The organism is Streptomyces sp. NPDC101160 (assembly GCF_044768205.1).
Taxonomy (GTDB): domain Bacteria; phylum Actinomycetota; class Actinomycetes; order Streptomycetales; family Streptomycetaceae; genus Streptomyces.
Genome location: NZ_JBIWPJ010000005.1, coordinates 512,685 through 533,686, shown reverse-complemented (window position 1 = coordinate 533,686; position 21,002 = coordinate 512,685). Strand labels below are relative to the sequence as shown.

Below are 21,002 nucleotides of genomic sequence, written 5' to 3'. Positions count from 1 at the left end.
GGGACCGAGGAGGCTGTATGCGGCCGGGCCGTCTGGGAGAGCTCCTCTCCCTCGAACTCCCCATCGTCCAAGGACCGTTCGGCGGGGGCCTGTCCTCAGTCGAACTGACCGTCGCCGTCTCGGAGGGCGGCGGCCTCGGCTCGTACGGGGCCCATGTCCTCGCCCCGGACGGGATCACCGCCCTGGTGGCCCGGCTGAAGGCGGCGACGGACCGGCCCTTCGCCGTCAACCTGTGGGTGCCGCAGGAGGGCGAGCCCGGCCCGGACACCGACCCCGCCGCCCTCGGCCGGCACCTGGACCGGATCCGCCCTTACTACGACGAGCTCGGCGTGACCGCCCCCAGCACCGCCGGGCTCGCCTCCGTCCTGGCCGCGCACCCCGATTTCGACGCCCAGCTCGACGCGCTGATCGCCGCCGCCCCGCCCGTCGTCAGCCTGGTCATGGGGCTGCCCCCGGCCCGCTTGGTCACGGCGGCCCGGCGCCAGGGCATCGTCCTGATCGGCACGGCGACCACGGTCGCGGAGGCCGTCGCCCTCGAAGCGGCCGGCGTGGACGTGGTGGTCGCCTCGGGCAGCGACGCGGGCGGGCACCGCGGCGCCTTCCTCCGGCCCGTACGGGAGTCCCTGGTCGGTACGTTCTCACTCGTCCCGCAGGTGGCGGACGCGGTCGCGGTGCCGGTCGTCGCCGCGGGCGGCATCGCCGACGGGCGGGGCGTGGCCGCCGCCCTCGCGCTCGGCGCCGACGCCGTACAGATCGGCACCGGTTTCCTCGCCACCCGCGAGTCCGGCGCGAGCCCGGTCCACCGCCGGGCCCTCGGCACGCCGGAGGCCCGTACGACGGTGCTGACCCGGGTCTTCTCGGGCCGCACGGCGCGCGGCATCCCGAACCGCTTCGTCCGGGACATGACCGCCCACGAGGAACACGTACCGCCGTATCCGCTGCAGAACGCCCTGATGCAGCCGATCCGGCGGGCCGCGGCCGCGCAGGACCGCCCGGAATACGTCAATCTGTGGGCCGGCCAGGCCGCCGGACTCAGCCGGCCGGGCGTACCGGCGGCCGAGTACCTGGCGGCGCTCGCAGCCGATGCCGACGCCGCCGTCGCCGCCGCCGTCGCCGCCGACGCCGACGCCGACGCGGACAAGTGGACGGGGAGCCCCGCCGTTCCGGATCCAGCTACAACTGATCCGGCTGCAACCGGTCCAGCTACAACCGCTGGATGATCGTGCCGGTCGCCAGCGCCCCGCCCGCGCACATCGTGATCAGCGCGAACTCCTTGTCCGTGCGCTCCAGTTCGTGCAGGGCCGTGGTGATCAGACGGGCCCCGGTGGCGCCGACGGGGTGACCGAGGGCGATGGCGCCGCCGTTGACGTTCACCTTCTCCAGGTCCTGGTCGAAGACCTGCGCCCAGCTCAGCACCACCGACGCGAAGGCCTCGTTGATCTCGACGAGGTCGATGTCCTTGAGTGACATCCCGGCCTTGCCGAGCACCGCCCGGGTCGCGTCCACGGGTCCGTCGAGGTGGTAGTGCGGGTCGGCGCCGACCAGGGCCTGGGCGACGATCCGGGCGCGCGGCCGCAGCTTCAGGGCGCGGGCCATGCGCTTGGAGGCCCACATGATCGCGGCGGCGCCGTCGGAGATCTGGGAGGCGTTGCCGGCGGTGTGGACGGCGGTGGGCATGACCGGCTTGAGCCGGGCGAGCCCCTCCATGGTGGTGTCGCGCAGCCCCTCGTCACGGTCGACGAGCCGCCACATGCCCTGCCCGGCGTGCTGCTCCTCCTCGGTGGTCGGGACCTGGACGGCGAAGGTCTCGCGCTTGAAGCGTTCCTCGGACCAGGCGACGGCGGCGCGTTCCTGGGAGAGCAGGCCGAGCGAGTCGACGCGCTCGCGGGTGAGACCGCGGCGGCGGGCGATGCGCTCGGCGGCCTCGAACTGGTTGGGCAGGTCGACGTTCCACTCGTCCGGGAAGGGCTTGCCGGGCCCGTGCTTGGAGCCGGAGCCGAGCGGGACCCGCGACATGGCCTCGACGCCGCACGAGATGCCGATGTCGATGACGCCGGCGGCGACCATGTTGGCCACCATGTGGCTGGCCTGCTGCGAGGAGCCGCACTGGCAGTCGACGGTGGTGGCGGCGGTCTCGTACGGCAGGCCCATGGCGAGCCAGGCGGTGCGGGCGGGGTTCATGGACTGCTCGCCGGCGTGGGTGACCGTGCCGCCGACGATCTGCTCGACGCAGTCGGCGTGGATGCCGGTGCGGCCGAGGAGTTCACGGTAGGTCTCGCCGAGGAGATAGGCGGGGTGGAGGTTGGCGAGCGCGCCTCCGCGCTTGCCGATGGGGGTGCGTACGGCTTCGACGATGACGGGTTCCGCGGCCATGAGCTCGTCCTCTCCTCGCCCGGGCGGGTGTCCCGGCACCCTCACCGGTCGACGGGTCACGTGGAACTGGTGCCGAACTAGTACGTGTTCTAGTTCCGGTAGCAGTCTTATGACTGCTACCGCCGGTACGCAAGGGTCCGGGACGCAACAGTTCCCGCCGTGCGCCTTGCTACTTGTAGAACTCGTTACTACCTTTCCCGGCAACTTCTGATGGTCCATCAGATATGGAGTGTGTTGCCGATGAGCTGCCCCCACCTCGACTCAGGGGCCTCCGAAGGGGTCTCCGGAGGGATCCCCGAAGGGATCTCCGGAGCGATCTCCGAAGGGATCTCCGAAGGGTTCGACGCCACCGACCCCGATCTGCTCCAAGCCCGCGTCCCCCACCCGGAGTTCGCGCGGCTGCGGCAGACCGCCCCCGTCTGGTGGTGCGCCCAGCCCCCGGGCGTCACCGGCTTCGCCGACGAGGGCTACTGGGCCGTGACCCGCCACGCCGACGTCAAGTACGTCTCCACGCACCCCGAGTTGTTCTCCTCGAACGAGAACACCGCCGTCATCCGCTTCAACGAGCACATCACCCGGGACCAGATCGAGGTCCAGAAGCTGATCATGCTCAACATGGACCCGCCCGAGCACACCCGGGTCCGCCAGATCGTCCAGCGCGGCTTCACCCCGCGCGCCATCCGCAGCCTGGAGACCGCGCTGCGCGACCGCGCCCGGGCCATCGTCGCCGAGGCGAAGGCGACGGCCGGCTACGCGGACGGCACCTTCGACTTCGTCACCCGCGTCGCCGTCGAGCTGCCGCTCCAGGCGATCGCCGAACTCATCGGCGTACCGCAGGAGGACCGGGCCCGGATCTTCGACTGGTCGAACAAGATGGTCGCGTACGACGACCCCGAGTACGCCATCACCGAGGAGATCGGCGCCGAGGCGGCCATGGAGCTCATCGGCTACTCCATGAACCTCGCCGCCGCCCGCAAGGAGTGCCCGGCCAAGGACATCGTGTCGCAGCTCGTCGCCGCCGAGGGCCAGGGCAACCTCTCCTCCGACGAGTTCGGCTTCTTCGTGCTGCTGCTCGCCGTCGCCGGCAACGAGACCACCCGCAACGCCATCAGCCACGGCATGCACGCCTTCCTCACCCACCCCGAGCAGTGGGAGCTCTACAAGCGGGAGCGGCCGGCCACCGCCGCCGAGGAGATCGTGCGCTGGGCCACCCCGGTCGTCTCCTTCCAGCGCACCGCCACCCAGGACACCGAAATCGGCGGCCAGAAGATCCGCCGCGGCGACCGCGTCGGCCTCTTCTACTCCTCCGCCAACAACGACCCCGAGGTCTTCGAGAACCCCGAGAGCTTCGACATCACCCGGGACCCGAACCCGCACCTCGGCTTCGGCGGCGGCGGACCGCACTTCTGCCTCGGCAAGTCCCTCGCCGTCAAGGAGATCGAGCTGATCTTCGAGGCGCTCGCCGACGAGCTGCCCGACCTGACCCTGGCGGGCGATCCGCGCCGGCTGCGGGCGGCCTGGCTCAACGGGATCAAGGAGCTCAAGGTCAGGGTGGGGTAGGCGGTCCCGGGCGGACGGAGCGGGCGGGCGGAGCGGAGGGAGCGGGCGGGCGGAGCGGGCGCGCGAACGGAGCGGGCGAACGGAGCGGGCGAACGGAGCGGGCGAACGGAACCGGCAGGTCCGTTCGCGCGTCCGAGCAGGCATGCGGGGGACAACCACACGACGAATCCTGGCGACGAGAACTCTTACGGCACGCATCCTGGCCGTGCTCGTCGCGCTGCTCGCGCTCCAGCTCGGCTCGCTCGTCGCGCCGGCGTACGCCTGCGGCTGCGGCGCCATGGTCACCAACCGGATGGCGCAGCTCGGCGTCGACCGGGAGACCTCGGTCGTGCGCTGGGACGAGCGGGCGCGGGTGGAACAGATCGTCATGCGCTTCACCGTGCACGGCGACGCCGAACAGGCCGCCTGGATCATGCCCGTACCGCACCGCGCCGACGTCAGCCTCGGCGACCCGGACCTCTTCGGCGAACTCGAAGGGCTCACCGCGCCCGAGCACCGCGACCGCGACTACTTCTGGCCGCGCGGCTCCGACTGGCCCTTCTCCGGCGGCGACGGCATGGCCGGCGCCGCCCCGCCCGGCGCGCGCGGCCCGGGCGTCGGCGTCGTCGGCCGCGAGCGGCTCGGCCCCTTCGACGTCGCCCGGCTCACCGCCACCGACCCGACCGCGCTCGGCGACTGGCTGCACCGCAACGGCTTCGAGCTCTCCGACCGGCTCTCCGGCGAACTCCGGCCGTACGTGGAGCGGAAGTGGGAGTACGTGGCCGTGCGCCTCGCCCCCGAGAAGGCCGGCGAGAAGCTGTACGGCGCCCTCGACCCGATCCGGATCCGCTTCCCCAACGACCGGCCCGTCTACCCGATGCGGCTCTCCCGGCTCGCGAAGACCCCGCAGTCGCTGGGCCTGTACGTGGTCGCCGGCCACCGCATGGAGCCGCGCGGCGCCATCGGCGGCGCCCGGCCCGAGGTCCTCTTCGCGGGCTCCGTCACGCCGAAGCGGGAGGGCGAACTCGCCCGCCTGGCCGGCCCCGGCCCGGTGTTCCTCACCGCCGTCGACCAGTACTTCCCCGAGCCCGCCCGCATCGACGGCGACCACGAACTCGTCCGGACCGCCGCCGACACCCCGTACCGCGTGATCGTCTGGCACGACCGCCTGTGGACGGTCGCCGGCGGCATCCCGGTCTGGCTGCTCACCGCGGGCGGCGCCCTGCTGGTGCTCGCGTCGGCGGGCTTGGCGACGGCACGCGTACGGGGCGGCGCGACGCGGGCCGGGACCGGGGCCAAGCGTGCGCTCGGCCGGCTGAGCGCCTGACGGCGGCGCGGACGCGAGACGCCGGGGCGTCTGTACGGGGTCGGGCTCGGCGGCGCGAGGCCGGGGGCGGGTCCGGCAGGCCGAGTTCCGCGCGGCGGCGGGGCGTACGGGCTCGGGCAGCGGAGGCCTGTACGGGCTCGGGCGCTGCGGCCCGGGCCGGGTGCACGCCCGGCCGCAGGGGCCCTACGCGGCGGCGTGTGTACGGGCTTCGGGCGGCGCGGTCCGAGGCCGGTGCACGCCGTGCACGCCCTACCGCAGGGGCCCTACGGACGGCGTGTGTACGGGCTCGGGGCGGCGCGATCCGAGGCCGGTGCACGCCCTCCCGCAGGGGCCCTACGCGACGGCGCGCATGCCGACTCGGGCTCCGCGGCCCTGGCCCGGGGCCGGGCCCGGTGTACGTTCGGCCGCATGAGCAACGACCACGCGCGTTGGACCGCTGTCGACCACTACCTCACCGACCTGCTCGCCCCCGCCGACGAGGCCCTGACCGCCGCCCTCGCCGACTCCACCGCCGCCGGACTCCCTGAGATCGCCGTCGCCCCCAACCAGGGCAAGCTGCTCCACCTCCTCGTCGCCGCGCAGGGCGCGCGGAACGTCCTGGAGATCGGCACCCTCGGCGGCTACAGCACCATCTGGCTGGCCCGCGCCCTGCCCGCCGACGGCCGGCTCGTCACCCTCGAGTACTCCCCCGTCCACGCCGACGTGGCCCGCGCCAACCTCGCCCGCGCCGGCCTCGGCAAGACCGTCGAGGTGCGCACGGGCGCGGCCCTGGACACCCTGCCGCTCCTGGAGCAGGAGGGCGCGGGCCCCTTCGACTTCTTCTTCATCGACGCCGACAAGGTCAACAACCCGCACTACGTCACCTGGGCCCTGAAGCTCTCCCGCCCGGGCAGCCTCGTCGTCGTCGACAACGTGGTCCGGAACGGCAAGGTCGCCGATCCGGACCCCGACGACGAGGTGATCACCGCGACCCGGGAGATGTTCGAAATGGTGGCGCGCGAGCCGAGGTTGGACGCGACGGCGTTCCAGACGGTGGGCACGAAGGGCTACGACGGCATGCTCGTCGCCCGGGTCGTCGGCTAGCCGCCACCCCCGGCCTATGCTGCCTCCATGAGCATCGTAAAGATCAACGTCCTGACCGTCCCGGCCGAGCAGCGCGAGGTCCTGGAGCAGCGCTTCGCCTCCCGTGCCGGTGCCGTCGAGGGGTCGGACGGCTTCGAGTGGTTCGAGCTGCTTCGGCCGCTGGAGGGCACGGACCAGTACCTCGTGTACACGCGGTGGCGCAGCGAGGAGGACTTCCAGAACTGGATGAGCGGTTCCATGAAGGAGGCTCACCAGGGCGGTGCGGACCGGCCGAAGCCCGCCTCGACCGGGTCCACGCTGTGGTCGTTCGAGGTTGTGCAGCAGGCGTCCCCGAAGTAGTCCGGGGTAATTCAGGGGCGCCCCGCGGTCATGCGCGCCGAGAATGGCGCGCATGACCTGGATCTTCTCGCCTGAGCGCGTCGACACCCCGGACGCCACCGCCCTGCGCCGCGACTACTACGGCGATGTCGCCGGCCGCTACTGGAAGCGGCCCGCCACTGAGGCGGAGATAGACGAGGGCCTGACGAACGACGGCGTCGAGCTGCTCACGCCGCCCACCGGGCAGTTCCTGGTGGCCCGGTACGGGGAGGGCGCCGAGGCCGCCGGCTGCGGCGGGGTGCTGATGCTCGACGCCGAACGCGCCGAGCTGACCCGCGTCTTCCTGCGCCACGCGTACCGGGGTCTCGGCGGCGCCGGCGCGCTCCTCGCGCACCTGGAGGACGCGGCGCGCGAGCTCGGCGCCAAGCGCATGGTGCTGAACACGCGCCTGGACCTGGTGGAGGCGCGGGCGCTGTACACGCGCAACGGGTACGCGGAGATCCCGGCGTACTGCACGGGCCCGTACATGGAGATCTGGTACGGCAAGGAGCTCTGACCCGCCTGGTTGACCAGCGGTTGACCGGTGTTGGACTGCGGTTGACCGGTGTTAGACGGTGGCTGACCGGCGTTGGACGGTGGCTGACCGGCGTTGGACGACGGCTGACCGGCCCGCTAGGCGCGGTGGTCGCGGGGCGGCTCCGGTTCGCGGGGCTGTTCCGCGTCCGAGCCGGCGAGCTCGGCGGTGAGGAGTTCGACGAGCCGGACGAGGTCGGTGGGCCGGTCCGGCCCCCACCAGTCGCCGAGGAGGTCGGCGAGGGAGTCCTCACGGGCCTTCGCCAGCCGTACGGCGGTCTCCGCGCCGGGCGCGGTGAGCACCAGCTGGAGCCCTTCGCGCGCCACGAGCCGCCGTTCCTCCAGCTGGCGGGCGGCCTCGGTGATGGCGCGCAGCGGTACGGGGGTCGCCTCGGCCAGGCGGGCGGGTTCGACGGCGCCGTGGCGGCGTACGCGCAGCAGCAGCCAGCTGGCGGCGGGCAGCAGGTCGAGTCCGGCGCGGGCGGTGATCTTCTCGTAGACGCGTTTGCGGCCCTCGCGGGTTCCGAGCACGGACAGCGCGCGGGCGCACTCGTCGTAGGAGGAGCGCTCGACGGGGTTGGCAGCGACGGTCGGGCCGGCGTCGGGCGCGGTGACGGAGCCACGCAGCGGGTCCTCCTTGAGGCACCAGGCGACGACGAAGGCGACGAGGACCACCGGCGCCGCGTACAGGAACACGTCGGTGATGGACGTGGCGTACGCGTGCAGGACGGCGGGCCGGAGGCCGGCCGGGAGCGCGGCGATGGCGCGCGGGTCGGCGGCGATGCGGTCGGGGCTGACGCCGGGCGGCAGCGGCTCTCCGGCGATGGCGTCCTGGAGTTGGCCGGTGAGGCGGTTGGTGAAGATCGTGCCGAAGACGGCGACGCCGAAGGACGCGCCGATGGAGCGGAAGAAGGTGACTCCGGAGGTGGCGACGCCGAGGTCCGCGTACGGTACCGCGTTCTGCACGACGAGGACGAGGACCTGAATGACGAGGCCGAGTCCGGCGCCGAAGACGAAGAAGTAGACGCTCATCTCCCGGGTGCTGCTGGTTTCGGTGAGCCGGTTCAGGAGCAGCATGCCGAGCGCCGTGACGGCGGTGCCGGCGATGGGGAAGACCTTCCAGCGGCCGGTGCGGGAGACGATCTGCCCGGAGGCGTTGGAGGTGAGCAGGATGCCGACCACCATGGGCAGCATGTGCACGCCGGACATGGTGGGGCTGACGCCCTGCACGACCTGGAGGAAGGTCGGCAGATAGGTCATCGTGCCGAACATCGCGAAGCCGACGACGAAGCTGATGACGGCGACGAGGCCGAAGGTGCGGATCCGGAACAGCTTGAGCGGCAGCACGGGTTCGGCGGCGCGCCGCTCGACGAGGACGAAGCAGCCGAGGAGGACGGCGCCGAGGACGACGAGTCCGACGATCTGCGCCGAGCCCCAGGCCCAGGTGGTGCCGCCGAGGGAGGCGACGAGGACCAGGCAGGTGGCGACCGAGGCGATGAGGAAGGTGCCGAGGTAGTCGATGGTGTGGCGGGTGGCCCCGACCGGGATGTGCAGCACGGCGGCGATGACGAAGAGCGCGACGACGCCGATGGGAAGGTTGATGTAGAAGACCCAGCGCCAGGAGAGGTGCTCGGTGAACAGTCCGCCGAGCAGCGGCCCGAGAACGTTGGCGGAACCGAAGACGGCACCGAACATGCCCTGGTAGCGGCCACGTTCGCGCGGCGAGACGAGGTCGCCGACGATCGCCATGGACAGCACCATCAGCCCGCCGCCGCCGAGGCCCTGGACGGCGCGGAAGGCGATGAGCTGCGGCATGTTCTGGGCGATGCCGCAGAGCGCCGAACCGATGAGGAACAGGACGATCGCGCCCTGGAAGAGCCTCTTGCGCCCGTACTGGTCGCCGAGCTTGCCCCAGAGCGGGGTGGCGGCGGTCGAGGCCAGCATGTAGGCGGTGACGACCCAGGACAGGTGCTCCATGCCGCCGAGTTCGCTGACGATGGTCGGCAGGGCGGTGGAGACGATCGTCTGGTCGAGCGCGGCGAGCAGCAGGCCGAGCAGCAGCGCGCCGATCGCCACGAGGACGGTCCGGTGGCTCCGCCTCTCCCCCGGCGCCGCCCCCGGTGGGGGGCCTCCGGCGGGCTGCGGAGCGTGGGTGTCCTGGGCCATGGGCATCTCCTCCGGGTCCTGCGGGTGCGCAGGTGCTGCGGGTCCTCCGGACGCGTCCTTCGTGGATCCATCGTGGATGGTTCACACGGTTATGGCCTGTTATGGCCTGCGGAGGGGTGCAGGCATTCACCTCGCCGTGTCGGGCGGGCTGCATAATCGCTCGCAGTTGACTGGGGAGGGGCTCCAACCATGTCCGGAAACGTCTGTCCTGAGTGCGGTGCACACAGACCCGGCTGCGCCTGCGAACGCACACAGGCACAGGCTGCCGCACGGGCCGCGGCGGAGGACTTCGACCCGCTGCGCATCCGGCCGTACGTGTCACTGGGCGCGCCGGACGACGACACGGCGGTGATGACCCCGGTACCGCCTGGGGCGGGCGCGGCGGGTGTGCCGGGGGCGCCGGGGGCAGCAGGGGTGGAGGACGTGCCGGGAGCGGCGGGCGTGCCGTGGGCGGCGGGGGGCCCGGGGGCTCCGATGACGGCGGGGGCTCCGATGACGGCGGGGGTTCCGATGACCCCGGCGGGACCGTTGCCGCCGGAGGCTCCGCCGGGCGCGGCGTCGGGGGCGGGAGCGGGTGCGGCGTCGGGTGCGGGAGCGGGTGCGGCGTCGGGTGCGGGAGCGGGCGACGGGCCGGGGGCGGGAGCGGGCGCCGGTCAGGGCGCGGCTGCGGGCGCGCTGCCGGATGCCGGGCCGGGTGCGGTTTCGGACATGGCGCCGGGCGCGCTACCCGGGGAGCTTCCGACTCAGGTGCAGGCGGCGTACCCGGCCGGAGGGTACGCGGAGGGGTACGGCGCCGGGTACGGCGCCGAGTACGGGGCCGGAACGGCGGCCGGCGGGTACGGGCCCGGGACTGCGACGGCCGAGTACGGGGTTGGGGCTGGGGTTGGGGTTGGGGTTGGGGCGGCGACCGGGTACGGGGCTGGGTCTGGGGCAGCGACCGGGTACGGAGCCGGGGAAGCGGCCGAGTACGACGGGGCCGGGGCTGGGGCTGGGGAGGCGGCCGAGCACGGCGGGGCCGGGTACGTGGCGGGGGCCGAGAGCGGCTATGCGCCTCGGGCCGAGGCCGGGTACGCGGGCGCGTACGCCCCCGCGCGTCCGCCCGCGGGCGGGTACGAGGGCGGCGACGCCTACGAGCCGGCGCACACCCTCGCGTACGCCCCCGACGGGTACGAGGAGCGGGGTCGCGGCCGGAGCCGGGGCGTGCTGATCGCGGGCGTGGTCGCGGCGGCGGTCGTCGGCACCGCGGTCCTCGCGACCGCGCTGATCGGCGGCGACGAGGGCACCGACGACCGGGCCGACGTCCCCATCGTCACCACCAGCGCGTCCCTGAACCTCGCGGTGTCCGAGGCGCCGACCGCGACGCCCTCCTCCTCGGCGTCCACGTCCGCGTCGCCGACCGCGAGCCGGAGCTCGGCGTCCGCCTCGCCGTCGCCGAAGGCGACCCGTACCGCCACCGCCACGACGTCCACCGCGCCGACCGGCCCGGCCCGGCCGACGGCCACGGCGCCGGCGAGCGGGGTCGCGCCGACCGAGAGCGCGACGCCGGAGCCCGAGACCCTGAGCATGGGCTCGACGGGACCGGAGGTGGAGGACCTCCAGTGGCGACTGCGCGAGGCGGGGCTGTACAGCGGGCCGATCGACGGCCGGTACGGCAAGAAGGTCAAGCACGGGGTCGAGGTCTTCCAGTCGTACATGGACATCACCGAGGACCCGAGGGGGGTGTACGGGCCGACGACGCGGCGCGAGCTGGAAGAGGTGACGAGCGGCCAGGGGGACGGCCAGTAGGCCCGCAGGCGCGGAGGCGCGCAGGCCCGGAAGCCCGGAAGCCCCGCGGCGTGGCGGTCCGACGGACCGGCGGATTGGCGGATTGGCGGACCGGCGCGGTCCGGGATGCGGACGTGGGTGGCGGTCACGGCGCAGCGTTTTGTATCGTAGAGAAACAAAGTGGCCCCGCCCGCACCCCCTGACCGGCGGGCGGGACCGCTTCGTACCGCTTCGCGCTGATCCGTACGGCCTCGCACCGCCTCATCTCCGACCACCCTCCTGGAGATCCCCATGACCGCCACCACCCCGGCGTCGCTCACCGCCCGTGCCCTGCTCCTCGACATGGACGGCACGCTCGTCAACTCCGACGCCGTCGTGGAGCGCTGCTGGCGCCGCTGGGCGGAGCGGCAGGGGCTCGACCCGGACGAGGTCATGACGGTGGTGCACGGCCGTCAGGGGTACGCCACGATGGCCGTCCTGCTGCCGGACCGGCCCATGGAGCAGAACTACGCCGACAACCGGGTCATGCTGGCCGAGGAGACCGCCGATCTCGACGGCGTCGTCCCGGTCCCCGGCGCCCCCGCGTTCCTGGCCGCACTGACCTCACTCCCGCACGCCCTGGTGACCTCGGCCGACCGGGCCCTCTCCGCGGCCCGAATGGGCGCGGCGGGACTGCCGATGCCCGTGACCCGCATAACCGCCGAGGACGTGAGTGCCAGCAAGCCGGACCCGGAGGGCTTCCTGAAGGGCGCCGCCGAACTGGGCTTCGCGTCCGAGGACTGCGTCGTCTTCGAGGACTCGGAGGCCGGCATCCAGGCCGGTCGCGCCGCCGGCATGCGAGTGGTCGGCGTGGGCCCGCGGGCAGCCGCGTTCGGCCCGGACGTACAGGTGGGGGACCTGACGGGCGTACGGATCGAGGCCGCGGCCGACGGCACGATCACCCTCACTTTCGCGGGCGAGTAACCCCGAGGAACCCTTCGACCCGGGGCGGCCCCAGGCGGCCCCTGACCCCGCCTCGGCCTGACCTCTCCGCTCGATCAGCACCGGAGCCCCGCCCCGCCCTCACCCCTGCCCTCGATCCGGCATCCCGGGACCTGCCCCCGACCTCAACGCCACCCCGGCCACGAGGCCCGTCCCGCCCTCACCCCTGCCCTCGATCCGGCATCCCGGGACCTGCCCCCGGCCACGAGGCCCGTCACGGCCCTGAGCCCCGCCCCGGCCTCACCCCTGCCCGGACCCGGGGCGCCCGCCGCCGCCCCCGCCCTACCCTGAAACCCACCCTCCCGGAGCAGGTGCGGCCCGCGCGCGCGACAAGGGCGAGAACACCGCACCCCAGAGGCCTGCGCGAGCAGCGACCCCGCGCGCGCCGACCCAACGCAGCCACCAACCTCCCACCTCCACACGGGAACTGGCGCCCCCTCACGAGACCTGCCACCCCGCCACACCTTCACCACACCTCCGCACCCGCCACCCCTTGATGTGACGTGCACATGTCGCCACGCTGTCACCTGGCGCACCCCCGACGGAAACGTCGCGCCGCCACGATGACCGGGCCGACCACCCGGCACCGGCCCCCACACCAAGGGAGTTCGCATGTCCGCCGCCAGTGTCTACGCGCGTCGAATAGCCACGCTCGCCGCCTCCGCAGCCCTGACCGTCACCGGTCTCCTCGCCACCGCCCCGGCCGCCCAGGCATCCCCGCCCACCCCGGTCGACGCCGCCACCGCCCGCAGCTACCTCGCCGCCCTGACGGTCCAGCCGGCCGGCTCGACCACCGGTTACAGCCGCGACCTCTTCCCGCACTGGATCACCCAGTACGGCACCTGCAACACCCGCGAGGTGGTGCTCAAGCGCGACGGCGTCAACGTCACCACGGACGCCAACTGCGCGGCCACGAGCGGCAGCTGGTACTCCGAGTACGACGGCGCCACCTGGACCCTCGCCTCCGACGTCGACATCGACCACGTCGTCCCGCTCGCCGAGGCGTGGCGCTCGGGCGCCAACACCTGGACCACCACGAAGCGGCAGGGCTTCGCCAACGACCTGACCCGTCCGCAGCTCATCGCGGTCACCGACAACGTCAACCAGGCCAAGGGCGACAAGGACCCGGCCCAGTGGATGCCGCCGCGCACGGCGTACCACTGCACGTACGCCCGGATGTGGGTGCAGGTGAAGTACTACTACGACCTCAGCGTGGACTCGGCGGAGAAGAGCGCGCTCCAGTCGATCCTCAACGGCTGCTAGGTCTCGCCCACGAGCGTCCGAATGTTGAACTTGCAAGCACTAGTGAGGGCTGCCTAACCTAAGGTCTTCATCGGTTCACCGTCCCCCCAAGGCCGAAGGAGTCCTCCCCCATGAATGCGCTTGCGAGCCGTCTCAACCAGGCCCAGCCCTACGCCCTCGGACTGTTCCGGGTCGTCGTCGGCCTGCTCTTCGCATGCCATGGCGCCGCCTCGCTCTTCGGAGTGCTCGGCGGCGCCATGGGCGGCGGCACGGTACCGGCCGGCAGCTGGCCGGGCTGGTACGCGGCCGTCATCCAACTGGTCGCCGGCGTCCTGGTCCTGGTGGGCCTGGGCACGCGCGCGGCCGCGTTCATAGCCTCCGGCTCGATGGCGTACGCGTACTTCTCCGTCCACCAGCCCGAAGGCCTGTTCCCGCTCCAGAACGGCGGCGACGGCGCGGCCCTGTTCTGCTGGGCGTTCCTCCTCCTCGTCTTCACGGGCCCGGGCGCGTTCGCGCTCGACACGCTGTTCACCGGACAGCGAGCGGAGCAGCCGGAGAAGAACGCGGCCGTGACCGCGTAACGACGGAGAGGTCTACGGGCGGGGGCCAAGGCGAAGCCAGGCCGGGGCCAAGGCCAGGGCCGAGGTCCGGGCCCTGGCCAGTCAGGCCGGGCCGGGCCTTGTCTGGGTTCGAGGCCATGGCAAGACCCAGGCCCGAGCCCGGGCCAGACCGGGGCCTAGGCCAGGGCCGGTGCCAGGCCCAGGCCGACGCCGAAGCCGAGGCCGAGGCCGAGGCCAGACCGGGGCCAGACCGGGGGCCCATGGTCAGGTCGAGGCCAGGCCGACGCCGAAGCCGAGACCGAGGCCAAGCCAGGGCCAGCGTCGGTTTCCAGGCCAGCATCGGGTTCCAGGCCAGCGCCGGGCCCCAAGCCAGCACCGCCTCCCAGGCCCACGCCCGGAACCCGAGCCGAAGCCCCCGCCGAGACCGGCGGCCGGGCCGAAACCCGCACCGGGCCCAAAACCAACGCGCGGGCCGAAACCGGAACCCGGACCGGGCCCGCGATGCCGGTTCCCGGCCCCGGTCGCCGCCCCCGAACGGCTGCCCGCGTAGGCTCTGGCGCTGTGAACGTGCTCGACGGCACGGGGTGGTCGCTGCAGGCGCTGACCGCGGGCCCGTGGATCTACGCGGCGGTGACGACGTCGATCCTGCTCGACGTCTTCCTGCCGGTGCTGCCGAGCGGAATCCTGGTCGTCACGGCCGCCACGGCGGCAGCCGGGGCCTCGGCCGCCGCCCCCGTCCCGGCCCCGCTCTCCGTCCCGGTCGCGGCGAAGGCGACCGCGATGGCCGGCGCGGCAGCCCCGTACGCACCCTCCCTCCTCGCGCTGCTGCTCTGCGCGGCCACCGCCTCGATGCTCGGCGACCTCGCCGCATACCACCTGGCCCGGCGCGGCGGAACGCGCTTCGGCCAGGCCGTCGCCCGCTCGCGCCGCCTGACCGCCGCGCAGGAACGTCTCGGCGAGACGCTCGCCCGCGGCGGCGGCCTGCTCGTCGTCCTCGCCCGCTTCGCCCCCGCCGGCCGCTCGGTCGTCTCCCTCGGTGCGGGCGCGACCGGGCGCCGGCTGCGCGACTTCCTGCCCTGGTCGGCGCTGGCCGCGGTGATCTGGGCGAGCTACGGCGTGGGCCTGGGCTGGCTGGGCGGCCGCTGGCTGGGCGCGACCTGGCTCGGCGCCTGCGTACCAGTACTGGCGCTGTTCCTTGTCGGCTCGCTCGCGGCCTTCGTCATACGGCGTCCGGCTGCGACTCCGGCACCTGCGGCCTGACCGGCTGCGACCCGCTCCGACCGACCGGTTACTACCTGACCGGCTCCGACCCGCCCGGTTACGACCCGACCGACTCCGACCCGCCCGGTTACGACCCGACCGGCTCCGATCCGACCGGTTCCGGTCTGACCGGGTGAGCCCCTCGTATCCGGAGACCGGCCAGAAGCCTGGCAGTGGCGTCCGCCATCTCCTCCACGGCGCGGTCGAACACCTCCCGGTTGTGGGCGGCGGGCGCGCGGAAGCCGGAGACCTTACGGACGTACTGCAGCGCGGCGGCGCGGATGTCGTCCTCGGTGGCCTCGTGGGACAGCGCGGGCGGGCGGAGTGTCTTGATGCTTCGGCACATGCCTCCAGTGTGGCGCGCACCACTGACAATGCCAGGCCGCGTCAGTTTTCCCAGGCCCGCCGGCTGCGGGCGTTGATCTCGGCGGCGCGGGCCCGGAGCTCGCGCAGGGGCGTGGCGGGCTGGACGTCGACGGGCTCGGCCTCCCACTCGTGGCCGCCGTGGACAGGGCGGATCAGGAAGCGGCCGGCGACGGTGGCGACGTAGAAGCCCACCTTCCCGGTGGCCGTGTCCCGGACGAGGTCACCGACCTCGGGCACTGGCTGCATGTATCCCTCCCGTCCAACCGTCCATCCAACCGTCCATCCGTCCGTCACCCACCACCCACGATCCGCCACCCACCACCCGCCATCTGGCATCCCGCATCCCGCATCCCGCATCCGCCATCCATCCATTCGCGGAGATCAGATAGATACACCCAGAGAATCGCCGAGACCCCCCTCTGTCAACGCATCTCTAGAGATGTCCCCCGAAGGACGGATCGGCGGCGCGGGCCCGCGTACACGTGTGCACCAGCCGCGAGAACCGGGCCTTAGGGTGTCCCGCAGACGGAAGGGAGTGGTCCACCCATGACTGACCAGACCGACCAGGACGCCGGTCGTCGGCCCAAGTACCAGCGCATCGCCGACGAGTTGAGAACAGCGATCCAGTCGGGCACCTTCGCGCCGGGGGACCGGCTCCCCGGCGAGAACGACCTCATGTCCACGTACGACGTGGCCCGCATGACCGCCCGTCAGGCCCTGTCCGTCCTGCGCAACGAGGGTCTGACCGAGGCCCGCAAGGGCGCCGGGGTCTTCGTCCGCTCGTTCCGCCCGCTGCGCCGCCGCGGCATCCCTCGGCTGGCCCGGGAGCACTGGGGCAGCGGCCGTTCGGTGTGGTCGGCGGACATCGAGGACCGCGCGCTCGTCGTCGACCAGATCGAGGTGACCCCGGCCGCGCCGGCGGGCGCGCGGGTGGCCCGGGTGCTCGGCCTGGACTCCCCCGACGCCGCGGTCTGCGTCCGCAGCCGCCGCTTCGTGCTCGACGACCGGCCGGTGCTGCTCTCCGTCTCGTACCTGCCGGCCGCCCTCACCGAGGGCACCCCCATCACCGAACCGGACACCGGCCCCGGCGGCACCTACGCCCGCCTCACCGAACTGGGCCACCGTCCGACCCGCTTCCGCGAGGAGATCCGCTGCCGGATGCCCTCCTCGGAGGAATCGGCGCGGCTCGCCCTGGAGTTCGGCACGCCGGTGATCCTCATCGGCCGAACGGCGGTGACGGAGGCGGGAGTCGCGGTCGAGCTGAACGAGATGACGCTGGACGCGTCGTCGTACGTCCTGGAGTACGACTTCGACGCCTGACGGCCAGTGGCCGATTCCCTTCCTTTCACGGAGAAGGCGTGAAGAACGTGCGTATTCTGTGAGCGCGTCAGGGATGGTTGAACGGGGGACGATTCCCGACGCGCGCTCACCGAACGCCACTTGACCCGTGATTGAGGGACACCCATGTTCCGTACGCGCACGATCGCCGCTGCCGCCACGGCCGCCGCGGCAGGCCTGCTCCTGCTCCCCTCGCAGGCCCAGGCCGCAGGCTCCGTCCACCTCTACAAGATCTACTACGACAGCCCGGGGACGGACACCCGCTCCAACACCAGCCTCAACGGCGAGTGGGTCCAGATAGCCAACACGACCGCCTACGCGGTCAACCTGCGCGGCTGGACGCTGACGGACGCGTCCAGCCACAAGTACACCTTCGGCAACTTCACCCTCGGCAGGGGCAAGACCGTCACCGTCCACACCGGCCGCGGCACGAACACCGCCGCGCATCTCTATCAGGGCCGCGCCGCGTACGTGTGGAACAACGACCGGGACACGGCCACCCTGAAGAAGTCGAACGGCACGCGGGTGGACACCTGCTCGTACAACTCGACCCGGGTCGACTACGTCTGGTGCTGATCAGGCGCTGACGCCGGCGTTGCTGGCGTTGCTGGCGTTGCCGGCGTCACCGGCGCTCCCCTCGCGCTGCGAGGGCAGCCCGTACTGCTGCAGCTCGGAGTTGACCTGCCCGCCCAGGGTCATGACATTGAGCGTCGCCGAGTTCTCGCTCGCGATCGCCTTCTCCACGCGCGCGACGAGCGTCGTGAACGCGTCCCGCTCCGACTTCCCCTGGTACGGCCCCACGCGCGCAGCGAAGTACACCCGCTCATGCCCGAGCAGCTGCTCGGTCGACCGGTAGTTCTTCCACTGCTCCCGGAACCGGTACACGCTCTCCAGCGACACCGACGCCACCACGACCAGACTCAGCACGGTCGCCGTCACTCGCGCGAACCCCAGATCCAGATTCACGAGCACGGGTACCAGCGCACCCCCGACCACCGACACGGTCCGCATCCTCAGATGCATCGCCTTCATCTTGGTGGCCTTGCGGTCGTACCACGCCTGGTACTGCCCGAGCCGCTCGTCGACGTACGCCTTCGGCGTCATCTCCCCGTCATGCAGCTGCACTTCGGGCCCGTCCCCCATGTTCTCCATGCGGGGAGTATGGCACTGTCGGACCCGGTCGTTACGGTGGCCGCATGGCGATGACGATCGACGACCTCCAGCAGCTCTGCGCCCTGCCCCCGCTCCGCGAGGCGGCCACGGCGATGGACGGCACGCCCGTGTACGTGGGCGAGGTCGACGGCGTCGACGCGTTCCGGCTGTGGAGCGACCTGCGCCTGCTGCACGAGCGCACAGGATGGTGGCCCGTCCTCGCCGGCGAGCCGGACGACCTGGCGAGAGTCCTGATCGGCCTGCGCCCCGACTTCGCGCCCGAGGGCACGGCCCCCGACAACCCCGACCTCCTCTCGGCAGAGGTGACGGCCGATGCCGTACACGCCCTCGCCGCCCACATCGCCGCCGACGTGGACCTCACCCGGGTCGGCGGCACCCACATCTCCGCGATCCGCCAGTCCCGCACGACCCTCTGCCTCGTCCAGGCCCCCGCCGGCCACGACGTCCCCGCCCTCCTCAACTGGCCGGGTGCCTGCAACTACGACCTCACCGGCGCCGATCACCGCTCCGTCCTCCGCCACTTCCACACCCACTACGGCGCCGAACTGGTCACCCTCCAAGACGACATCCTCGAACTCCTCGTCCACCACCGCCCCACCACCCCGCAAGCGGTAGCGACCGCCACCCTGGAGCACTACGCCTACTGCCCGGACATCGTCGACCAGGGCGTCGGCTCCCTGGAGGCCCTCGCCGCAGGCCAGCTACTCGCCGGCAGCTGGTACTTCTGGTGGGACTGACCGCCCCGGGACCACCAGGGCAGCAGGCACGACGAGGCCCCCAAACCGGGACCGGTCGGGGGCCTCTTTATCGGCGGGACAACCCCAACGCATACGACAGGGCCACTCACTCTTCGTCGCTGCGCTCCAGAACCAGGCCGACGGACCCGTCCTCCAGTCCGTTGCCGTCCTCGAGGTGGAGATGGGCTCCATCCGGAACTCCCTCGCCGGCCAGCACCATCAGATGCCCTGCAAGCGTCCTGAGACCTGCAGCATTCGCCTCGATGACGACCTCGCCCCCGAGGTTTCGCACTTCGATCCGGGCATCGGCATCCCACGTGAAGCGGAGCCCCCTGCCCTCGACGGCGACCGTGGCATGAGTGCTCTCGATCGGCGCTGAGCCGGTCCCAGAAGTCATAGAACTCATGATGCCGCTGCATGGGCAGGAGCCCGGAGCCCGGAGACTTGTCCCACGCATTCAGGCATCGGCGGAAGCCGAGAAAGCCCGTTCACCAATCTCGCCAGGCATCCGTGATCTCGGCACGACTGATACCCCTCCTCGCCGCCAGAGCAGCCACGTCCACACCATGCTCACCCAAGGTGAGATCGATGTACTCACACAGCTGCTCCCGCTCCTCCGTGCAGTAGCCGACCCCGCCATGGCTGGCGTCCCCGTCGACACCGTTGAGCGCGACAACAACCCTCTCGACCGCTCCGAAGACCTCTTCGTCGGAGAGCTCCACAAGCCCGCCCACCTCAGCCTCGAACGCCACCAGCACTGCATCCGTGGCCCTCAGCAAGGACTCCGGGTACATCTCCGCCGCGCCGACACACTCGGGCCCCACGATCCCAGCCTCGACATCGCGGGCCACCTCCGCCATCCAGGCACGCCAGTTCTCAGGGGGTCTGTTCGCCATGGCGGGAAGGTACGCCGAAGCACTGACAACCGCCCTGAACGGCGAAGCAACCCACGTGACGAATTGGGCTACCGTCAGCCACTACCGTCAAAGGCCCCCGCAGCGAGACGCTGCAGGGGCCTTTGCACTGGTGGGCGCCGACGGTTTCGAACCGCCGACATCTGTTTTGTAAGCCTGGCGCCCGCAGCTGATCCGTCCTGGCAGCTCATCCCCTCTGCGCGCTGGGGCGGCTGTCACAATCTGTGGACGCCGCAGCGACCCTCCAGCGACCGTGGTTGACCGCTCGATCTGGCACGCATCTGGCACGCGTGCCGCCGGGCCCTCATTGACCGCGAGCAGCCGCACCTTCCGGCAGGTCGGTGACACGGTGGGCGGTCACCAGGTAGCCCGCGAACTTGACGTCCGGCTTGGCCTTCGCCCACCCGTCCGCCTTCTCAACCGGTACCAGTACGGTCGTCTCCGGAACGGGGTAGTTCACCTTATCTGTGGCGCCCGGGGGTACCCCGTAACAGCAGTGCACCTCGACGATCGAGACCACCTCTAACGAGGTGGGTGCGTGTCCCTCTTCCTGGCCGTGGTGCTCCTCGCGAAAGTCGATCTCATCCGCACGTTCGCTACCGACGACGTCGGCGTAGTCCTCCGGATCGACCTCCAGCAGCGTCCACAAGACAACGTCCCCCGGCGCGAAGCTCTCCTCTCGCGGCTGCCCTGCTCCTCGGAGTCTCCGCCTGCGGCAGCAACGACACGCCCACTGCCGAGAAGCCTGCGGACAAGCCAGCCAGCACTACCGCCACCGACACCGCCAGCACGAGCCCCACCGCCACCCCCGAGCCGACCACGGCCGCACCCCTGAATCTCGGCGCCGCGCACAGGTGGTACGACCCCGAGGCTGGCGTCAGCGGCACCAGCACCGCCCTCAGCTACCAGCAGGGGATCAAGTCCGTCGGTTCCGCAGCCGAAGAGACCGGTAACCCCGGATACGTGTGGGCCGCCCTCGAGCTCAAGGTGTGCAGCACAAAGGGCATCTTCCTCGCCACCACGTCCCCGTGGACCCTTGCGTACGCCGACGGCGCGCGCGTTGAACCATCGGGCAGCACCTGGGACGACTTCCCCAAGCCGGAGTTCCCCATCGAGACCAAGCTGACCCCTGGCAAGTGCGTACGCGGCAAGGTCGTGTACCCCGTACCCGGTAACAGCCGCCCGGAGACCATCGCCTACGCCCCCGAGAGCGCCGACGCGCCCGTCGAATGGGCGGTGCCGGCCAAGTAGAGGAGGTGGCGCCCGCACATGGCCCGTTGAGGCAGCC

23 protein-coding genes are annotated in these 21,002 nt (G+C 72.2%); 15 read left to right on the top strand and 8 right to left on the bottom strand.

What is annotated here, in order from left to right:
- Positions 1–17: 17 nt before the first annotated feature.
- The gene (locus ACIRSU_RS18670; protein ID WP_403793361.1) at positions 18–1,220 is read left to right on the top strand and encodes an NAD(P)H-dependent flavin oxidoreductase; all 1,203 of its coding nucleotides are present in this window, start codon (positions 18–20) and stop codon (positions 1,218–1,220) included.
- Here the strand turns inward: ACIRSU_RS18670 and ACIRSU_RS18665 are convergent.
- A complete protein-coding gene (locus tag ACIRSU_RS18665) occupies positions 1,204–2,373 on the bottom strand; it encodes a steroid 3-ketoacyl-CoA thiolase (protein ID WP_403793359.1) in 1,170 nt (389 codons plus the stop codon). The two genes, ACIRSU_RS18670 and ACIRSU_RS18665, sit on opposite strands and share 17 nt — an antisense overlap.
- 240 nt (positions 2,374–2,613) lie before the next feature.
- Here ACIRSU_RS18665 and ACIRSU_RS18660 point away from each other — a divergent pair, with 240 nt between their 5' ends.
- The 5 genes from ACIRSU_RS18660 (at position 2,614) to ACIRSU_RS18640 (ending at position 7,196) form a co-directional block, all read left to right on the top strand.
- Entirely contained in the window at positions 2,614–3,933 is a 1,320-nt protein-coding gene (locus ACIRSU_RS18660; protein ID WP_403793357.1) for a cytochrome P450, read from the top strand.
- A 142-nt stretch (positions 3,934–4,075) separates the two neighbouring features.
- A complete protein-coding gene (locus ACIRSU_RS18655; protein ID WP_403793355.1) occupies positions 4,076–5,239 on the top strand; it encodes a DUF2330 domain-containing protein in 1,164 nt (387 codons plus the stop codon).
- 408 nt (positions 5,240–5,647) lie between these two features.
- Positions 5,648–6,322, top strand: coding sequence for an O-methyltransferase (locus ACIRSU_RS18650; protein ID WP_403793353.1), 675 nt, complete (start codon positions 5,648–5,650; stop codon positions 6,320–6,322).
- Between the two features lie 27 nt (positions 6,323–6,349).
- Positions 6,350–6,661, top strand: a complete 312-nt coding sequence (locus tag ACIRSU_RS18645; RefSeq protein ID WP_403793352.1) for an antibiotic biosynthesis monooxygenase family protein — start codon at positions 6,350–6,352, stop codon at positions 6,659–6,661.
- A gap of 43 nt (positions 6,662–6,704) precedes the next feature.
- Positions 6,705–7,196, top strand: coding sequence for a GNAT family N-acetyltransferase (locus ACIRSU_RS18640; RefSeq protein ID WP_403793350.1), 492 nt, complete (start codon positions 6,705–6,707; stop codon positions 7,194–7,196).
- A 116-nt stretch (positions 7,197–7,312) separates the two neighbouring features.
- Here the strand turns inward: ACIRSU_RS18640 and ACIRSU_RS18635 are convergent, their stop codons facing one another.
- Positions 7,313–9,385 (bottom strand): DHA2 family efflux MFS transporter permease subunit, encoded by a 2,073-nt coding sequence (locus tag ACIRSU_RS18635; RefSeq protein WP_403793348.1) that lies wholly within the window; start codon positions 9,383–9,385, stop codon positions 7,313–7,315.
- Positions 9,386–10,402: 1,017 nt separating this feature from the next.
- On the opposite strand from ACIRSU_RS18635, the gene ACIRSU_RS18630 reads away from it, so the two are divergent.
- The 5 genes from ACIRSU_RS18630 (at position 10,403) to ACIRSU_RS18610 (ending at position 15,186) form a co-directional block, all read left to right on the top strand.
- Positions 10,403–11,164: a peptidoglycan-binding protein gene (locus ACIRSU_RS18630; RefSeq protein ID WP_403793346.1), complete on the top strand. Its 762-nt coding sequence runs from the start codon at positions 10,403–10,405 to the stop codon at positions 11,162–11,164.
- A 270-nt stretch (positions 11,165–11,434) separates the two neighbouring features.
- Positions 11,435–12,106 carry an HAD family hydrolase gene (locus ACIRSU_RS18625; RefSeq protein ID WP_403793344.1) on the top strand — a complete coding sequence of 224 codons (672 nt, stop codon included), beginning with the start codon at positions 11,435–11,437 and terminating at the stop codon, positions 12,104–12,106.
- Between the two features lie 630 nt (positions 12,107–12,736).
- A complete protein-coding gene (locus ACIRSU_RS18620) occupies positions 12,737–13,387 on the top strand; it encodes an HNH endonuclease family protein (RefSeq protein WP_403793342.1) in 651 nt (216 codons plus the stop codon).
- A 110-nt stretch (positions 13,388–13,497) separates the two neighbouring features.
- Positions 13,498–13,947, top strand: a complete 450-nt coding sequence (locus ACIRSU_RS18615; RefSeq protein ID WP_403793341.1) for a DoxX family protein — start codon at positions 13,498–13,500, stop codon at positions 13,945–13,947.
- Between the two features lie 540 nt (positions 13,948–14,487).
- Entirely contained in the window at positions 14,488–15,186 is a 699-nt protein-coding gene (locus ACIRSU_RS18610; RefSeq protein WP_403793339.1) for a DedA family protein, read from the top strand.
- A gap of 88 nt (positions 15,187–15,274) precedes the next feature.
- On the opposite strand, the gene ACIRSU_RS18605 is transcribed toward ACIRSU_RS18610, so the two are convergent.
- Positions 15,275–15,532, bottom strand: coding sequence for a DUF2277 domain-containing protein (locus tag ACIRSU_RS18605; RefSeq protein ID WP_403793337.1), 258 nt, complete (start codon positions 15,530–15,532; stop codon positions 15,275–15,277).
- A 41-nt stretch (positions 15,533–15,573) separates the two neighbouring features.
- Positions 15,574–15,798, bottom strand: a complete 225-nt coding sequence (locus tag ACIRSU_RS18600) for a hypothetical protein (protein ID WP_403793335.1) — start codon at positions 15,796–15,798, stop codon at positions 15,574–15,576.
- Between the two features lie 300 nt (positions 15,799–16,098).
- Between ACIRSU_RS18600 and ACIRSU_RS18595 the strand changes: the two genes are divergently transcribed.
- Together ACIRSU_RS18595 and ACIRSU_RS18590 are read left to right on the top strand one after the other, a co-directional pair.
- Positions 16,099–16,872, top strand: a complete 774-nt coding sequence (locus ACIRSU_RS18595) for a GntR family transcriptional regulator (RefSeq protein ID WP_403793333.1) — start codon at positions 16,099–16,101, stop codon at positions 16,870–16,872.
- A gap of 144 nt (positions 16,873–17,016) precedes the next feature.
- Positions 17,017–17,466, top strand: coding sequence for a lamin tail domain-containing protein (locus ACIRSU_RS18590; RefSeq protein ID WP_403793331.1), 450 nt, complete (start codon positions 17,017–17,019; stop codon positions 17,464–17,466).
- Here ACIRSU_RS18590 and ACIRSU_RS18585 read toward each other — a convergent pair whose 3' ends face one another.
- On the bottom strand, positions 17,467–18,042 hold the full coding sequence (locus ACIRSU_RS18585) for a DUF4231 domain-containing protein (protein WP_403793329.1): 576 nt from the start codon (positions 18,040–18,042) through the stop codon (positions 17,467–17,469).
- Positions 18,043–18,086: 44 nt separating this feature from the next.
- On the opposite strand from ACIRSU_RS18585, the gene ACIRSU_RS18580 reads away from it, so the two are divergent.
- Entirely contained in the window at positions 18,087–18,800 is a 714-nt protein-coding gene (locus ACIRSU_RS18580; RefSeq protein WP_403793327.1) for a DUF4253 domain-containing protein, read from the top strand.
- A gap of 106 nt (positions 18,801–18,906) precedes the next feature.
- Here ACIRSU_RS18580 and ACIRSU_RS18575 read toward each other — a convergent pair whose 3' ends face one another.
- From ACIRSU_RS18575 to ACIRSU_RS18565, 3 genes are all read right to left on the bottom strand, one after another.
- Positions 18,907–19,197, bottom strand: a complete 291-nt coding sequence (locus ACIRSU_RS18575; RefSeq protein ID WP_403793325.1) for a hypothetical protein — start codon at positions 19,195–19,197, stop codon at positions 18,907–18,909.
- Between the two features lie 91 nt (positions 19,198–19,288).
- A complete protein-coding gene (locus ACIRSU_RS18570; protein WP_403793323.1) occupies positions 19,289–19,696 on the bottom strand; it encodes a hypothetical protein in 408 nt (135 codons plus the stop codon).
- A 322-nt stretch (positions 19,697–20,018) separates the two neighbouring features.
- The gene (locus tag ACIRSU_RS18565) at positions 20,019–20,474 is read right to left on the bottom strand and encodes a DUF6578 domain-containing protein (RefSeq protein WP_403793637.1); all 456 of its coding nucleotides are present in this window, start codon (positions 20,472–20,474) and stop codon (positions 20,019–20,021) included.
- Between the two features lie 203 nt (positions 20,475–20,677).
- Here ACIRSU_RS18565 and ACIRSU_RS18560 point away from each other — a divergent pair, with 203 nt between their 5' ends.
- Positions 20,678–20,965: a hypothetical protein gene (locus tag ACIRSU_RS18560; protein ID WP_403793322.1), complete on the top strand. Its 288-nt coding sequence runs from the start codon at positions 20,678–20,680 to the stop codon at positions 20,963–20,965.
- Positions 20,966–21,002 lie beyond the last annotated feature (37 nt).

Excerpts from the sequence above, each read along its gene's own strand:
- ACIRSU_RS18605 (WP_403793337.1), bottom strand. The coding sequence starts at position 15,532 with ATGTGCCGAAGCATCAAGACACTCCGCCCGCCCGCGCTGTCCCACGAG.
- ACIRSU_RS18635 (WP_403793348.1), bottom strand. The coding sequence starts at position 9,385 with ATGCCCATGGCCCAGGACACCCACGCTCCGCAGCCCGCCGGAGGCCCC.
- ACIRSU_RS18570 (WP_403793323.1), bottom strand. The coding sequence starts at position 19,696 with ATGGCGAACAGACCCCCTGAGAACTGGCGTGCCTGGATGGCGGAGGTG.
- ACIRSU_RS18590 (WP_403793331.1), top strand. The coding sequence starts at position 17,017 with ATGTTCCGTACGCGCACGATCGCCGCTGCCGCCACGGCCGCCGCGGCA.
- ACIRSU_RS18625 (WP_403793344.1), top strand. The coding sequence starts at position 11,435 with ATGACCGCCACCACCCCGGCGTCGCTCACCGCCCGTGCCCTGCTCCTC.
- ACIRSU_RS18575 (WP_403793325.1), bottom strand. The coding sequence starts at position 19,197 with ATGACTTCTGGGACCGGCTCAGCGCCGATCGAGAGCACTCATGCCACG.
- ACIRSU_RS18670 (WP_403793361.1), top strand. The coding sequence starts at position 18 with ATGCGGCCGGGCCGTCTGGGAGAGCTCCTCTCCCTCGAACTCCCCATC.
- ACIRSU_RS18655 (WP_403793355.1), top strand. The coding sequence starts at position 4,076 with ATGCGGGGGACAACCACACGACGAATCCTGGCGACGAGAACTCTTACG.
- ACIRSU_RS18615 (WP_403793341.1), top strand. The coding sequence starts at position 13,498 with ATGAATGCGCTTGCGAGCCGTCTCAACCAGGCCCAGCCCTACGCCCTC.
- ACIRSU_RS18600 (WP_403793335.1), bottom strand. The coding sequence starts at position 15,798 with ATGCAGCCAGTGCCCGAGGTCGGTGACCTCGTCCGGGACACGGCCACC.
- ACIRSU_RS18640 (WP_403793350.1), top strand. The coding sequence starts at position 6,705 with ATGGCGCGCATGACCTGGATCTTCTCGCCTGAGCGCGTCGACACCCCG.
- ACIRSU_RS18620 (WP_403793342.1), top strand. The coding sequence starts at position 12,737 with ATGTCCGCCGCCAGTGTCTACGCGCGTCGAATAGCCACGCTCGCCGCC.
- ACIRSU_RS18580 (WP_403793327.1), top strand. The coding sequence starts at position 18,087 with ATGGCGATGACGATCGACGACCTCCAGCAGCTCTGCGCCCTGCCCCCG.
- ACIRSU_RS18645 (WP_403793352.1), top strand. The coding sequence starts at position 6,350 with ATGAGCATCGTAAAGATCAACGTCCTGACCGTCCCGGCCGAGCAGCGC.
- ACIRSU_RS18665 (WP_403793359.1), bottom strand. The coding sequence starts at position 2,373 with ATGGCCGCGGAACCCGTCATCGTCGAAGCCGTACGCACCCCCATCGGC.
- ACIRSU_RS18660 (WP_403793357.1), top strand. The coding sequence starts at position 2,614 with ATGAGCTGCCCCCACCTCGACTCAGGGGCCTCCGAAGGGGTCTCCGGA.
- ACIRSU_RS18595 (WP_403793333.1), top strand. The coding sequence starts at position 16,099 with ATGACTGACCAGACCGACCAGGACGCCGGTCGTCGGCCCAAGTACCAG.
- ACIRSU_RS18585 (WP_403793329.1), bottom strand. The coding sequence starts at position 18,042 with ATGGAGAACATGGGGGACGGGCCCGAAGTGCAGCTGCATGACGGGGAG.
- ACIRSU_RS18650 (WP_403793353.1), top strand. The coding sequence starts at position 5,648 with ATGAGCAACGACCACGCGCGTTGGACCGCTGTCGACCACTACCTCACC.